Source organism: Sphingomonas sp. DC5200-1 (assembly GCF_049897245.1).
Classification (GTDB): domain Bacteria; phylum Pseudomonadota; class Alphaproteobacteria; order Sphingomonadales; family Sphingomonadaceae; genus Sphingomonas; species Sphingomonas aquatilis.
Window position 1 is genome coordinate 441,363 of the sequence record NZ_JAFCVW010000003.1, and the last position, 14,561, is coordinate 455,923.

The window sequence follows — 14,561 nt, forward strand, 5'->3', positions numbered from 1 at the left end:
GGACTTGTTTTAGGACGGACTTTGATGACCATACGCGACACCTTCCTGGGCGAAGCCGCCAAGCGCATCCTGATCACCGACGGGGCGTTCGGCACCGAAATCCAGAACTGGAAGCTTTCGGAGGCCGATTATGCCGGCACTTTGGGGCTGTCCCACGACCAGAAGGGCAACAACGACATCCTGGCGCTGACCAAGCCCGAGGTGCCGGAGGCGATCCATCGCGCCTATTTCGAGGCTGGGGCGGATATCGCGGAGACCAACACCTTCTCGGCGAACCGGATCAGCCAGGCGGATTACGGCGCCGAGCATCTGGTGCGCGAGATCAACGTCGAGAGCGCGAAGCTCGCGCGCCGCATCGCGGACGAATTCCAGGCGAAGGATGGCCGCCCGCGCTTCGTTGCGGGCGCGATCGGGCCGACCAACAAGACGCTGTCGCTGAGCCCGGACGTCAACGATCCCGGCTATCGCGAGATCGACTTCGACTATCTGAAGGACGTGTATCGCGAGCAGATCGACGCGCTGGTCGAGGGCGGCGCGGACTTTATCCTGATCGAGACGGTGTTCGACACGCTGAACGCCAAGGCGGGGATCATGGCGACGCTGGACGCCGCCGAGGCGTTGGGCCGCGACCTGCCGCTGATGCTGTCGATGACGCTGACCGATTTGTCGGGGCGCAACCTGTCGGGCCATACGGTCGAGGCGTTCTGGCATGCGGTGCGGCATGCCAAGCCGGTGACGATCGGGCTCAACTGTTCGTTCGGTGCGGAGCAGCTGCGGCCGCACGTGAAGACGCTGAGCGAGACGTGCGACACGCTGATCATGGTCTATCCCAATGCGGGCCTTCCGAACGAGCTCGGCGCGTATGACGAGGCGCCGTCGACGACCGCGGGGCTGGTCGGCGAATGGGCGAGCGCGGGTCAGGTGAACGTGCTGGGCGGCTGCTGCGGATCGACGCCGGCGCATATCAAGGCGATCGCGGACATGGCGCGCGGCGTTGCGCCGCGGACGGTTCCCAAGCCGCCGGTGCGGACGCGGCTGGCGGGCCTGGAGCCGTTTACGATGGCGGCGTGATCCCAATCCTCCCCGCCTGCGGGGAGGGGGACCATGCCCAGCATGGTGGAGGGGGTTCTCCACACACGATATCGCCGGTGGAGAGCCCCCTCCACCCCTCGGCTTCGCCGAGCGGTCCCCCTCCCCGCGAGCGGGGAGGATTGGAAGAAAAGACGATGACCAATTCCTCTGCCCAGTTCGTCAATATCGGCGAGCGCACCAACGTCACCGGATCGGCGGCGTTCAAGAAGATGATCATGGCGGGCGACTATACGCGCGCGGTCGAGGTCGCGCGCCAGCAGGTCGAGAATGGCGCACAGGTGGTCGACGTCAACATGGACGAAGGCCTGCTCGACGCCGAGCATGCCATGACGACCTTCCTGAAGCTGATCGCCGCCGAGCCCGATATCGCGCGCGTGCCGATCATGATCGACAGCTCCAAATGGAGCGTGATCGAGGCGGGGCTGAAGTGCGTCAGCGGCAAGCCGATCGTCAATTCGATCAGCATGAAGGAGGGCGAGGAGTCGTTCCTTCACTACGCCAAGCGCTGCATGGCCTATGGCGCCGCGGTGGTCGTGATGGCGTTCGACGAGGTGGGCCAGGCGGACACCAAGGACCGCAAGGTCGAGATTTGCGCGCGCGCCTATGACCTGTTGATGGGTATAGGCTTCCCGCCCGAAGACATCATCTTCGATCCCAACATCTTCGCGGTGGCGACGGGGATCGAGGAGCATAACAATTACGGCGTCGACTTCATCGAGGCGTGCAAAGAGATCAAGGCGCGCTGCCCGCACGTCCATATCTCGGGTGGCCTCTCCAACCTGTCGTTCAGCTTCCGCGGCAACGAGCCGGTGCGCCGCGCGATGCATTCGGTGTTCCTGTACCACGCGATCCCCGCGGGCATGGACATGGGCATCGTCAATGCAGGGCAGCTCGACGTGTACGACACGATCGATCCCGAATTGCGCACCGCATGCGAGGACGTCATCCTCAACCGCGATCCCGAGGCGGGCGACCGGCTGGTCGCGCTCGCCGAGCGGTTCCGCGGCACCGATGCGGTGGCCGAGAAGGCGGCGGCGGAATGGCGCAGCCTGCCGGTCGTCAAGCGCCTGGAATATGCGCTGGTGAAGGGCATCGACGCGCATGTCGTCGACGATACCGAGGAATGCCGGCAAGCGTTCGCGCGCCCGATCGAGGTGATCGAGGGCCCGCTGATGGACGGGATGAATGTCGTCGGCGACCTGTTCGGATCGGGCAAGATGTTCCTGCCGCAGGTGGTGAAGTCGGCGCGTGTGATGAAGAAGGCGGTCGCGCACCTGCTGCCCTTCATCGAGGCGGCGAAGGAGCCCGGCGCCAAGGGCAAGGGCAAGATCGTGCTCGCGACCGTGAAGGGCGACGTGCACGATATCGGCAAGAACATCGTCGGCGTCGTGCTCCAGTGCAACGGCTTCGAGGTGGTCGACCTAGGCGTGATGGTGCCGTGGTCGAAGATCCTCGAGGCGGCGAACGAGAATGACGCCGATATGATCGGCCTCAGCGGCCTCATCACGCCGAGCCTCGACGAAATGGTGACGGTGGCCGAAGAGATGAAGCGCGCCGGCATGTCGATGCCGCTGCTGATCGGCGGTGCGACGACGTCGAAAGTGCATACCGCGCTGCGCATCTCGCCCGCCTATGACGGGCCGATCGTCCATGTGCTCGACGCCAGCCGCGCGGTCGGCGTCGCGACGACCCTGGTCAGCGACACGCAGCGCGATGCCTATGTCGCAGGCGTCGCCGAAGATTACGAGAAGGTGCGGATCGCGCGCGCCAATAAGGGGCAGAACGACCTATTGCCGCTCGCCGAGGCGCGGGCGCGGGGCTTGACGGTCGACATGGCGTTGAAGGCGCCGGCGGCGGCGCAGCCGGGCGTGCATGTGTTCGACGACTGGGACCTCGCCGACCTGCGGGCGTATATCGACTGGACGCCGTTCTTCCGCGCGTGGGAGCTTGCCGGCAACTTCCCGGCGATCCTGACCGACGAGGTGGTCGGCGAGAGCGCGAGCAGCCTGTATGCCGATGCGCAGGCGATGCTCGACCGGATCGTCGCGGAGAAGTGGCTGACCGCGCGCGGCGTTGCCGGGCTGTGGGCGTGCCATCGCCATGACGACGACGTGTGGGTCTATACCCAGCATCGCGAGGCGCATCGCAGCCCCGATGGCGCGAGCATTCCCGAAGGCTTCCAGATCCCGAACCTCGACCGCACGCAGGAAGCGAGCGTGCGGCTGCCGTTCCTGCGCCAGCAGATCGCCAAGCGCGAAGGCCGCGCCAACATGTGCCTCGCCGATTTCATCGATCCGGCGGGTGACTGGATGGGCGGCTTCGCGGTCGGCATCCACGGCATCGAGCCGCATCTGGCGCGGTTCAAGGCGGATAACGACGATTACAACGACATCCTGCTCAAAGCGCTGGCGGATCGTCTGGCCGAGGCGTTCGCGGAGCGGCTGCACGCGCATGTCCGCACTGACCTGTGGGGCTATGCGCCGGGCGAGCAACTGACCAACGAGGCGCTGGTGCGCGAACAATATCGGGGTATCCGGCCGGCACCGGGCTATCCGGCGTGCCCCGAACATTCGCTGAAGGTGACGCTGTTCGAGATGCTCGACGCGCAGGGCAATGCGGGGCTGGAGCTGACCGACAGCTTCGCGATGCTGCCGACCGCAGCGGTCAGCGGCTTCTACTTCGGCCATGCGCAGGCGGAATATTTCGGCGTGGCGCGGATCGGCGAGGATCAGGTGGCGGATTACGCGACGCGGCGCGGCGTGTCGGTGGAGCAGGCGACGCGCTGGCTGCGACCGAATTTGGATTGAGGCGGGCTCGGCGCTGCGTGCTGAGTACGGTGCTTTCAGTCCTCCCCCGCCAGGGGGAGGTGGCATGCCGTAGGCATGACGGAGGGGGAGGTCGGGGTAGCGCTTCGTTACCGGGGACATTCCTGTCCGCCCCCTCCGTCACCGCCTGTCGGCGGCGCCACCGCATCGGGTCGATCATGCCCCCGGCATGATCTTGAACGGCCGGGGGCCGTTCATCCCGATGCGCCCTGGCGGGGGAGGACTGAATGCACCGCTTCTATGGCTACCGGATTGTTAACCACTTCCCGATAGGCAGCGGCGAGGAAGGGCGTGCCGCAGGGCGTGCCCGTATACGCCAAGGGACGTTGCCATATGTGTCTCCAGCTTCCACCCGTGCCGGGCAGTGTCGCGCTGCCGGGCTTCGCCTCGGTCGCCGCGGAGCGCGATGCGTGGCGGGTGCGGACGCGCCAGCGCCAGCAGGCGCTGAGCCCGGTGCTGACCGCAGTGCCGCGCATCCGCGGGCCGGTGTCGGCGGAGACGTTCCTCGACCTGTTCTACGCGCCGGGCATTCCGGTGGTGATCGAAGGGCTGGCGGCGAAATGGCCGGCGGTGCGTCAGTGGACGACCAAGAAGCTGGCGCGCAAGGTCGGCTCGGCGGAGATCACCTATCAGGGCGGCCGCAACAGCGCGCCCGATTTCGAGATCGCCAAGACGCGCCACACGCGGACCATGCCGTTCGACGCCTATATCGACATGGTGACGAGCGCCGACACCGGCAACGACGCCTATATCACCGCCTATAACAACGTCGCCAATACGGTGGCGCTACAGCCGCTGATGGGCGACTTCGGGCCGGTGCCGTTCCTGGACGAGCGGATCGGCAGCATCTGGATCGGCCCGAAGGGCACGTTCACGCCGCTGCACCACGACCTCAACAACAATCTGCTGGTGCAGCTGATGGGCACCAAGCGCCTGTTCCTGCTGCCGCCCGAAGAGACGTCGAAGCTCGCCAACAATGACTTCGTATTCAGCGACGTCCACGACATCATGAGCGACGACAAGGTGGCGCAATATCCCGAGGTGCTCTCGGCGCGCTGCTATCATGTCGATATCCATCCCGGCGATGCGCTGTTCATGCCGGTCGGCTGGTGGCACCAGGTCGAGGCGCTGTCGTTCAGCGCGATGCTGACCTATCACAATTTCATCTGGCCCAACGACGCGTTCCAGGATTTTCCGCCGAACCGGTGAGGGCTCGGGCCGATCGACCTTGCGCGGTTGTACAGTCCACCCCCGCCAGGGGGAGGTGGCGCCGCCAAAGGCGGTGACGGAGGGGGCGGACAGGAACGTCCCTAGTAACGAAGCGCTACCCTTACCTCCCCCTCCGTCATGCCTGCGGCATGCCACCTCCCCCTGGCGGGGGAGGAATTGGCCTTAAAACCCGCGTTTTGCGAGGCCGGGGTTGCGGCGGAGTTGCGGGGCGACGACGGGGATGGTCAGCATCGTGCTGGCGACCGCCATCAGCAGCAGCGCGGTGAAGGTTTCGCTGGTGATGATCTTCTTGTCCAACAGGATGTTGACGAAGATGATCATGATCAGCGCCTTGGTCTGGAGCAGCCAGCCGATCGCGCTGGCATCGCCCTTGGGCCATTTGAGGATGCGGCCCGCCAGGTGAATGCCGGCGAGCTTGCCGCCCACCGACGCGGCGAGCAGCAGCGCGGCGACCGCGAACACCGATGCGCCGCCCATGCCCCATTGCGTCTTGAGGCCCGTCGACAGGAAATAGACGGGCATCACCGCGAGCAGGATCGTGCCGCGGAACCGGTCCATCCGCGCCTCGCCGAACCAATGCGCGTCGAGCACCGCGCCCGCCAGAAACGCGCCGACCATGAAGTGGAGGCCCGCCCAGTCGGCGGCGAAGGCGCAGAGCGCGAGCCAGATCAGGCCGACGTACCAGCGATCGTTTTCCGGCAGCGCGCGTAGCAGCTTGCGGACCACCCAGGTCGCGACGGCGAAGCCCACCAAGAAGCCCGCCTGCCGCCCGACGCGCTCCCAGTCGAGCAGGATCAGCGCGAGCACGCCCCAGATCGCGATATCGTCGAGGCTGGCGTAGCGCAGCACGCGTTGACCCAGCGGCGCGCGCAGGATGGCGAGCTTTTCCATCAGCAGCACGAGGATGGGGAGCGCGGTGACGGCGCAGGCCATGCCGATGCCGAGCACCACCTGCCAGTTCGCGCCGCTCGGCCCGCGCCAGCCAGGATAGCGCAGGATGACGAGCGCGGCGAGGCTGCCCGCGATCAGCGGCACGCCCAAAGCAAGACCCGCCGTGACGCCCGTTTCGCGCCGCCGCCGCCACGCCTCACCGACGTCCAGCTCCAGCCCCGCCACCCAGACGAACAGCATCACCGACCACCAGGCAATGCCGTTCAGCGCCCCCATCGTCGCGGGCGCGAAGACGAAGGCGTAATAGTCGGGGAAGATCGCGCCGAGGATGCCCGGCCCCAGCAGGATACCGCCGATGATCTGCACGACGACCAGCGGCGCCCAATAATCGGTTCGCCCCAGCCGCCACACGGCATAGGGCAGGGTGAAGATGATCAGGATGGCGAGGAGGAATACTTCGGTCGCCGACATCGCATGCATGATTGTACAATATCCCCGGTGCGGCGTGTCCCCCCGACGCGCTGCGGCATGGGTGTTGCCTCCTGCCATCCGGGTCCGCAATGCTTTTTCTGACCCGCGCTGGGACACGTAATGTGTCCGCTAACCCCATGAAACATTGGGGCGATCCGTTAACTGCAATTGAGGCTGGCGTGGCGCGCGGGTGGGCGGCAGGATTGCGGCATGACCCGTACTCTGATCGCGCTCGCCCTCGTCGCCAGCCCCGCCTTTGCCCAGCAGCAGGCGCCGTTCACCGTCGTCGAGACGGGGCAGGGCTTCACCGACCTGCAGGAGGCGGTGTCGTCGATCCGCATGGGGACGGGAACGATCCGCATCGCGCCCGGCGTCTACCGGCAATGCGCGGTGCAGCAGGGCGGGCGCATCACCTTCCGCGCCGCGCAGCCAGGCACTGCGATCTTCGAAAAGAGCGCGTGCGAGGACAAGGCCGGGCTGGTGCTGCGCGGACAGGGATCGACGGTCGATGGCCTCGTGTTCCGCGGCTATCGCGTGCCGGACGGCAATGGCGCAGGGATCCGCACCGAAATGGGCGACCTGACGGTTACCAACTCCATGTTCCTCGACAGCCAGGAAGGCATCTTGGGCGGCGAGCCGACCGGGCAGCGCATCCGGATCGACCATGCGACCTTTTCCGGCCTCGGCCAGTGTGACGAGACGCCGGATTGCGCGCACAGCATCTACCTCGCCAATCGCGGGCAGGTGACGATCACCAATTCGCGCTTCGAGCGCGGTCGCGGCGGCCATTACGTCAAGCTGCGCGTGCCCAATGTGACGATCAGCGACAACAGCTTCGACGACACGGCGGGGCAGAAGACCAATTACATGATCGACTTGCCCGAAGGCGCGCGGGGGCTGATCACGCGCAACACCTTCGTGCAGGGCAAGGCCAAGGAGAATCACAGCGGCCTGATCGTCGTCGCAGCGGAGGCGAAGACCTATCCGTCCGCGGGGCTGCGCATCGAGGGCAATGACGCGCGGCTGGCGCCGGGCGCGCCGACGAATCCCGCGTTCGTCGCGGACCTGAGCCACGAGCGGCTGTCGGTGGGGGCCAACCGGCTGGGGCCGGGGATTCGGATGTTCGAGACGCGGTGAGGGGGGAAGCCCCTACCGTTCGCCCTGAGCTTGTCGAAGGGCGGGTATCCCCGCGCACCGTCGCCCGTGTGGAAAGGTGCCCTTCGACAGGCTCAGGGCGAACGGCGGGTGGGCGCTATTTCAGCTGCTTGGGGTCCACCACGACGTAGCGGATGCGCGTGCGGTTCCAGGTGTAGGTGATGTGGACCAGGCCGTCGCGGGTCTGAATGACCGCGGGATAGGCGTAGCCGTCGGGCATCGGCTTCGATTCCAGCGTCAGCGCCTTGTGCCAGTCGATCCCATCGGCGGACAGGCCGATGTTGAGCGGCCAGCGCGGGCCGTCGCCGGGGGTGTCCGGGCGGTGCGCGGCGTGATTGTAGACGATCAGCTGGCGCCCATCCTGCAACGTCACGGCGTCGGTGCCGGCATTGGGATTGGGCAGGTCGATTGCGGCGAGCGGCGACCAGCTCTTGCCGTCGTCTTTCGACCAGCTCATCGCCAGCGCGCCCTGCCGGGTCCGGGCGATCAGTTCGAGGCGGCCGTCGGGGAAGCTCAGCACGCTCGGCTGGATCGCCTCGATGTTCATCGGCGAGGGGATTTCCGCCTCCGCCTGCCACGTCTTGCCGCGATCGGTGGAGCGTTCCATCTTGAGGAACCAGCGGTTCTTTTCGGGCGTGCCGACTTCGCGGCTGGACGGCGCGAGCCATGTCCCGTCGCGGGTCACGAACATCTTGTTCTTGATCGGGCCGAGGATGCCGTCGGGCAGGCGCGTCGGCTGGCTCCAGTGGCGGCCACCGTCGGTCGAGGTGATGACCATGCCCCACCAGTCGCGCGGGTTGGGGCCGATCTTGTAGAACAGATGGAGCGGCTGGCCGGCGGGCTGGAACAGCACCGGGTTCCAGGTGGGGTAGAGCTTGCCGTCCGCGCTGCGGCCATCGGCGACCGCGACGGGCGTGTCCCAGCCCTTGGCGCTGTGGCGGGCGAACCAGATCTTCACGTCCGGCCGGCTTTCGCCGCTGCCGCCGAACCAGGCGGCGGCGAGGGTGCGGTCGGGGAGTTCGACGATCGTCGAGGCGTGCGCCTGGGGGTAGGGCGGGGCGGCGTCGATGAATTGGGATTGCAGGATGGGGGATTGCGCCAGCGCAGGCGTGGCGGCGGCCGTGATGACGAGCGCCAGCCATCCAACCCACTTCGTCACCCCGGACTTGGTCCGGGGTCCACTCTGCGGCGAGGGGGATGGCTGGAAGCTCCGACGCTGCCCCCGCGGCCCGGTGGACCCCGGAACAAGTCCGGGGTGACGAAGGTGGTGGGTCGAGGGGAATGGCTGGAGGTTCGCGCGCTGCCCCCGCGGCTGGGTGGACCCCGGAACGAGTCCGGGGTGACGGTGTGGGTGGGGCGAGCGGAGGGGCAAACGCGGGGTCGTCATCGTGCGCAGGTATCGCCGGTGCCGGGGTCGAGGTCCAGGCAGCGGCCGTCGAGGCCCTTTACCGGTAGATGGATCGTCGCGGCGAGGGTGGGCGCGATGTCGACGGTTTCCACCGACAGCGGCTGTTCGAAGCCGGCGATGCCCTTGCGCCAGAACAGGATCGGCACGCGGCGGTCGTAATCCCAGGGCGACCCATGCGTTTCGATATAGCCTTCCTTCGGCTCCTCGATCGTCGTCACGCGCGGTTTGAGCAGGACGAGCAGGTCGCCCGACACGTCCGGGTTGAACGAGGCACGCGCGCGTTCGAGGAGCGTCCAGTTTTCGGGCGGCGTGGTGGCGAAGGGCGTGGCGGCGATCTGTGCGCGGGTGAAGGCGCCGGCGACCTGCGGCATGGCGGCGAAACGCTTCTGCGCCTCGGCCAGCACGCGCGGGCGCAGCGCGGCGGGCAGGTCCTTGCCGAGATAGACGTCGCCCTCCGCGCCGACCAGCGCGGGAACGGTGAGGCCGAACTCGCGCATCAGCGCGGCGTTCACCACCTTGATCGAGGCGTCGCCGGAGACATGCTCCTCCATCGGCATCGCATGCTGCTGCTGGCGTTCGGTCATGTCGTGCGCGCCGTGATCGGCGGTCAGCACGACCTCGTAATCGATGCCCCAGCTGTCGAGCGTGTTGAGGAAGCTGCCCAAGGTGTGATCGAGCTGGTCCATCTGGATGCACATTTCGGTGCCCTGCGTACCGAGCGCATGGCCGATATAGTCGGTCGCCGAGGCGCCGATATCGATGATGTCGGTCTGCGGCCCCTTGCCGAGGCCCATGTCCTGGATCAGCCCCGCGGCGATCGCGAACACCGCGGCATCGCTGGCGGGCGAGACGCGGAAGCCCTTGAGGTCACCCGCCGCGCGCGCAAAGCGGCCCTGGCCGTAGACCTTGCCCGCCACCGTGATCGGCCGGTCGAGCGCCTCGCAATAAGAGGGCAGTGGCAGCGGTTCCTGGGGCTTGGCGACCAGCGCCGCCACGGCGTCACGGCCACGCTGGACGGCGCGGGGCACGGCCCGGCCGGCATAGCTGGAATAGGTCTTGCCGTCCCACCACCAAAGTTCGTCGACCTTGTGACCGCCCATCATCACCGCGGCGCGATCCTTGCCCGCGACCGAGACGACGCGGGTGCGCGGATCGGCGGCCTTCATCATCTCGCCGAGCGTCGGCACCTTCAGATGCTTGTCGCTGACGACGTAATTGTTGTGGTCGGTGCCGGGGACGGTTTCGTCCTCGGTGCAATAGACGATCTTGTCGGCGCGGGCGATGTTTTGCTCGACCCAGTTGTTGGCGACGATGCCGGTGTGCGCCGGGCGCATGCCGGTGAGGATCGTCGAATGGCCGGGGCACGTCTCGGTCGCGGCATGGCTCTGATAGCCCGACGGGAAGACGACGCCGGTCAGCAGGCGCGCGAAGCCTTCGGTGAAGTGATTGCGATATTGCTGGAACAGGTCGGCGGAAAATTGATCGACCGAGATGGCGACGATCAGCTTCGGCGGCGTCTTTAGCGCGGTGCTGGTCGCGCCGGGAGCCGGGGCGGACGTCGGGATGCGGGGCGCGGGGCTCGGTTCGGGACGGAAGCCCGGCGCGGGCGCGGTTTGGGCGATCGCCGGCGCGGCGGCGGTGGCGAACAGGGCGGCGGCGATCAGCGCTTTCATCGAGGGTACTCGTGTTACGAAACCGCCGCCGCTATGACGGGCGGCGATGGATCGGGCAAGAATGGGCAAGCCGCGAACGGCGGTGGTGGCGATGCGCGCACTGTGTTGCGCGCTGATGACGATTCTGGCGAGCCTGTGGGCGGTGCCGGCGACGGCGGACCTCGCCCCCGCCGGCGGCGCGCCGCACCTGGCCATGCAGCTGGTGCCGGAGAGCGACAGTCCGCGGGCCGGGCAGGCGCTGACGATCGCGATCGCGACGCAGCCCGAAAAGGGGTGGCACGGCTATTGGCGCAATCCGGGCGATGCGGGGTTCGCGCCCGCGCTGCAATGGACGCTCCCCAGGGGCGTGACCGCCGCGCCCGACCTGCAATGGCCGGTGCCCTCGACGCTGGTCGTCGCGGGGCTGATGAATTACGTGTACGAGGCGCCCTACGCGCCGCTCGCGACGCTGCGGGTGCCGGCGGGGTTGGCCAAGGGCACCAGGCTGCCGGTGCGGCTGGCGATCAACTATCTCGTCTGCACCGACACGATCTGCGTGCCCGAGGCGCAGGCGCTGAGCCTGGACCTCACGATCGGCGATGGCGCACCGTCGCATGGCGCGGACTTCGACCGCTGGCGTGCGGCGATCCCCAAGCCGCTGGATGCCGCCGCGACCTATCAGGTGAAGGGCGGCAAGCTGGTGATGGCGGTGCCGCTGCCCGCCGCGGCGAAAGTCTCTGACGTCGCCTTCTTTCCCTATGGCCCCGACATGGTGAAATACGCCGCGCCGCAGAGCGTGACGCGCGACGGCGACCGGTTGCTGCTGACCACCGAGGGCGCGCCGAAGGGCGAGATTGCGGGCGTGCTGCGCATCGGCCGCGACCTGGGGCTGAGCGTGACGGCCAAGCCCGGCACGGTAGCCTCGCCCGACGATCGCAGCGGCTGGATGGCGGCGCTGCTCGCCTTTGCCGGCGCGGTGCTGGGCGGGCTGATCCTGAACGTCATGCCCTGCGTATTCCCGATCCTGAGCCTGAAGGCGCTGCATCTGGCGCGCGGCGGATCGGACGAGCGCGCGGCGCGGATCGATGCCTTGGGCTATATGCTGGGCACGGTGCTGATGTGCGTCGGGCTGGGCGCGCTGATCCTGGCGCTGCGCGCGGGTGGATCGGCGGTCGGCTGGGCGTTCCAGTTGCAGGACCCGCGCATCGTCGTGCTGCTGATCGCGCTGACCTTTGCGATCACGCTGAACCTCGCCGGGCGGTTCGAGGTGCCGGTGCCCGCCTTCGCCAGCCATGGCGGGGCGGCGGGATCGATCGCGACCGGCGCGCTCGCCGCCTTCGTTGCGACGCCGTGCAGCGGGCCGTTCATGGGCGCGGCGCTGGGCGCGGCGCTGGTGCTGCCCTGGCCGGCGGCGCTGGCGGTGTTCGCGGGGCTGGGGCTGGGGTTGGCGCTGCCGTTCCTCGCCATCGGGTTCGTGCCCGCGCTGCGGCGGCGGTTGCCCAAGCCGGGGCTGTGGATGGAACGCTTCCGTCGCGTGCTGGCGGTGCCGATGGCGCTGACGGTGCTCGCGCTGTTGTGGCTCGCGTGGCGGCAGGCGGGGACGATGGGGCTGGCATTGGGCCTCGCGACGTTGGTCGCGACCGGCGTGATCCTGAGCCTGGGCGGTACGCGGCAGCGGCGGGGCCAGGGCTTCGGCTGGGCGCTGGCGCTCGCGGCGCTGGTGGTGCCGGCGGGGCTGGCGGCGGCGCTGACCGGCGGCGCGACCAAGCCCGCGCATACCGGCGGCGATGCGTTCAGCGAGGAACGGCTGGCGAGCCTGCGCAAGCAGGGGCGGCCGGTCTTCGCCTATTTCACCGCGGACTGGTGCCTGTCGTGCAAGGTCAACGAAGCCTCGTCGATCGACACGAATGCGACGCGCGCGGCGTTCGAGCGCAACAATGTCGCGGTGCTGGTCGGCGACTGGACCGATGGCGATCCGGCACTGGGGCGGTTCATCCAGGCGCATAACCGCGCGGGCGTGCCGCTGTATCTATACTATGCGCCGGGAGCGGCCGAGCCGAGGGTGTTGCCGCAGGTGCTGACGCCGGGGATGCTGGCGGAGCTGAAATAACCCCCAAGTCGAAGTCCTCCCCCTGGCGGGGGAGGACTTGGGGGGGCGCTTGGGCGGAACTGGTTGAATATTCCCCTCTTGTGCGGCGCAGCGATTCCTCGCAGCATGGAACCGAAGCTGGCAGGGGGGCTTTATCGTTCCGATGGGGAAACGACCGGCGTTCGACGAGATCATGGGGCAGCACGGCGACACGCCGCCGCGGCCCGAACTGGCAGCCTTGGGCACGTGGCTCGCCGATACTCCGGATGACGATCTGCGCCGTCGGCAACAGGCCGCCGAAAATACCTTCCGCCAATTGGGCATCACCTTCGCGGTTTATGGCGACACCGATACGCGCGAACGGATCATCCCGTTCGACATCGTGCCGCGCGTGTTCCTGCACGACGAATGGGCGCGCCTGTCCGAGGGGCTGGTGCAGCGCGTCGAGGCGATCAACGCCTTCCTCGACGACATCTATGGCGAGCGCCGCATCCTGAAAGAGGGCGTGCTGCCCGCCGACCTGATCCTCGGCAACCCGCAGTTCCGCCCCGAGATCGCCGGCATGCGCCCGCCGCACGGCATCTGGGCGCACATCTGCGGCATCGACCTGGTGCGCACCGGGCCCGACCAGTTCTTCGTGCTGGAGGACAATGCCCGCACGCCGTCGGGGGTGAGCTACATGCTCGAGAACCGCGAGGCGATGGTGCGGCTGTGCCCCGAGCTGTTCCGCGAATATCGCGTCGAGCCGGTCGACAGCTATCCCGATCGCCTGCTCCAGACGATGAAGTCGGTGGCGCCACCGGGGCGCGGCAGCCAGCCGGTCTGCGTCGTGCTGACGCCGGGCCATTACAATTCGGCCTATTACGAACACAGCTTCCTCGCCGATTCGATGGGCATCGAACTGGTCGAGGCGGCCGATCTGGTCGTCGACGACGATCGCGTGTGGATGCGCACGATCGCAGGCCGGGTGCAGGTGGACGTGATCTATCGCCGGATCGACGACGACTTCCTCGATCCCTTGGTCTTCCGCCCCGATTCGATGCTGGGCGTGCCGGGGCTGATCGCGGCTTACGCGGCTGGGAACGTCGCGATCATCAACGCGCCGGGCAACGGCATCGCCGACGACAAGGCGATCTACAGCTACATGCCTGAGATCGTCCGCTTCTATTCGGGCGGCGAGGCGAAACTGCCCAATGTCGAGACGTGGCGCTGCCGCGAGCCCGAGGCCTTATCCTACGTGCTCGATCATTTGGACGAGGTGGTGGTGAAGCTGGTCGACGGGTCGGGCGGCTATGGCATGCTGGTCGGCCCGACGGCGAGCAAGGCCGAGATTGAGGCGTTTCGCGCTGCGCTGGTCGCCGAGCCGCACCGCTACATCGCGCAGCCGACGCTGGCGCTGTCGACCGTGCCGACGCTGACCGATGCGGGCGTCGCGCCGCGGCACGTCGATTTCCGCCCGTTCGTGCTGACCGGATCGTGCGGGGTGCAGGTGGTGCCGGGCGGGCTGACGCGCGTCGCGCTGAAGGAGGGGTCGCTGGTCGTCAATTCGAGCCAGGGCGGGGGAACGAAGGACAGCTTCGTGTTGATGGCAGAAGAGGCGCCGCGGCAGGGGCAGACGCAGACGATGGGTGAGATGACGCAGAGCCAGGGGGGCGTGGCGTGAGCGTGTCGCGGCCGCAAGCGCTCCGTCACCCCGGACTTGGTCCGGGGTCCACTCCGCGGCGAGGGGGATGGCTGGAGGTTCGGGC

General features: G+C 67.8%; 9 protein-coding genes. 6 read left to right on the forward strand and 3 right to left on the reverse strand.

The window, feature by feature from the left end; genetic code table 11:
- The first annotated feature begins 24 nt into the window (after positions 1–24).
- From ACP7A3_RS08285 to ACP7A3_RS08295, 3 genes are all read left to right on the forward strand, one after another.
- Positions 25–1,071: a homocysteine S-methyltransferase family protein gene (locus tag ACP7A3_RS08285; RefSeq protein WP_147036919.1), complete on the forward strand. Its 1,047-nt coding sequence runs from the start codon at positions 25–27 to the stop codon at positions 1,069–1,071.
- Positions 1,072–1,148: 77 nt separating this feature from the next.
- A complete protein-coding gene (gene metH, locus ACP7A3_RS08290) occupies positions 1,149–3,899 on the forward strand; it encodes a methionine synthase (protein ID WP_147036920.1) in 2,751 nt (916 codons plus the stop codon).
- A 351-nt stretch (positions 3,900–4,250) separates the two neighbouring features.
- Positions 4,251–5,126 carry a cupin-like domain-containing protein gene (locus tag ACP7A3_RS08295; RefSeq protein ID WP_426256149.1) on the forward strand — a complete coding sequence of 292 codons (876 nt, stop codon included), beginning with the start codon at positions 4,251–4,253 and terminating at the stop codon, positions 5,124–5,126.
- 183 nt (positions 5,127–5,309) lie between these two features.
- On the opposite strand, the gene ACP7A3_RS08300 is transcribed toward ACP7A3_RS08295, so the two are convergent.
- On the reverse strand, positions 5,310–6,518 hold the full coding sequence (locus ACP7A3_RS08300; RefSeq protein ID WP_426256148.1) for a cation:proton antiporter: 1,209 nt from the start codon (positions 6,516–6,518) through the stop codon (positions 5,310–5,312).
- A gap of 201 nt (positions 6,519–6,719) precedes the next feature.
- Here ACP7A3_RS08300 and ACP7A3_RS08305 point away from each other — a divergent pair, with 201 nt between their 5' ends.
- Positions 6,720–7,646 carry a right-handed parallel beta-helix repeat-containing protein gene (locus ACP7A3_RS08305; RefSeq protein WP_426256147.1) on the forward strand — a complete coding sequence of 309 codons (927 nt, stop codon included), beginning with the start codon at positions 6,720–6,722 and terminating at the stop codon, positions 7,644–7,646.
- A 115-nt stretch (positions 7,647–7,761) separates the two neighbouring features.
- Here ACP7A3_RS08305 and ACP7A3_RS08310 read toward each other — a convergent pair whose 3' ends face one another.
- Together ACP7A3_RS08310 and ACP7A3_RS08315 are read right to left on the reverse strand one after the other, a co-directional pair.
- Positions 7,762–8,823 carry a sialidase family protein gene (locus ACP7A3_RS08310; RefSeq protein ID WP_426256146.1) on the reverse strand — a complete coding sequence of 354 codons (1,062 nt, stop codon included), beginning with the start codon at positions 8,821–8,823 and terminating at the stop codon, positions 7,762–7,764.
- A gap of 224 nt (positions 8,824–9,047) precedes the next feature.
- A complete protein-coding gene (locus tag ACP7A3_RS08315) occupies positions 9,048–10,745 on the reverse strand; it encodes an alkaline phosphatase family protein (RefSeq protein ID WP_426256145.1) in 1,698 nt (565 codons plus the stop codon).
- 61 nt (positions 10,746–10,806) lie between these two features.
- Here ACP7A3_RS08315 and ACP7A3_RS08320 point away from each other — a divergent pair, with 61 nt between their 5' ends.
- Complete coding sequence (locus ACP7A3_RS08320; protein WP_426256144.1) at positions 10,807–12,834, forward strand: protein-disulfide reductase DsbD family protein; 2,028 nt, start codon at positions 10,807–10,809, stop codon at positions 12,832–12,834.
- 142 nt (positions 12,835–12,976) lie between these two features.
- Positions 12,977–14,476 carry a circularly permuted type 2 ATP-grasp protein gene (locus ACP7A3_RS08325; RefSeq protein ID WP_426256143.1) on the forward strand — a complete coding sequence of 500 codons (1,500 nt, stop codon included), beginning with the start codon at positions 12,977–12,979 and terminating at the stop codon, positions 14,474–14,476.
- Positions 14,477–14,561: the final 85 nt, after the last annotated feature.

Coding starts and splice junctions, on each gene's coding strand:
- ACP7A3_RS08285 (WP_147036919.1), top strand. CDS start 25: ATGACCATACGCGACACCTTCCTGGGCGAAGCCGCCAAGCGCATCCTG.
- ACP7A3_RS08295 (WP_426256149.1), top strand. CDS start 4,251: ATGTGTCTCCAGCTTCCACCCGTGCCGGGCAGTGTCGCGCTGCCGGGC.
- ACP7A3_RS08300 (WP_426256148.1), bottom strand. CDS start 6,518: ATGCATGCGATGTCGGCGACCGAAGTATTCCTCCTCGCCATCCTGATC.
- ACP7A3_RS08305 (WP_426256147.1), top strand. CDS start 6,720: ATGACCCGTACTCTGATCGCGCTCGCCCTCGTCGCCAGCCCCGCCTTT.
- ACP7A3_RS08315 (WP_426256145.1), bottom strand. CDS start 10,745: ATGAAAGCGCTGATCGCCGCCGCCCTGTTCGCCACCGCCGCCGCGCCG.
- ACP7A3_RS08320 (WP_426256144.1), top strand. CDS start 10,807: ATGGGCAAGCCGCGAACGGCGGTGGTGGCGATGCGCGCACTGTGTTGC.
- ACP7A3_RS08325 (WP_426256143.1), top strand. CDS start 12,977: ATGGGGAAACGACCGGCGTTCGACGAGATCATGGGGCAGCACGGCGAC.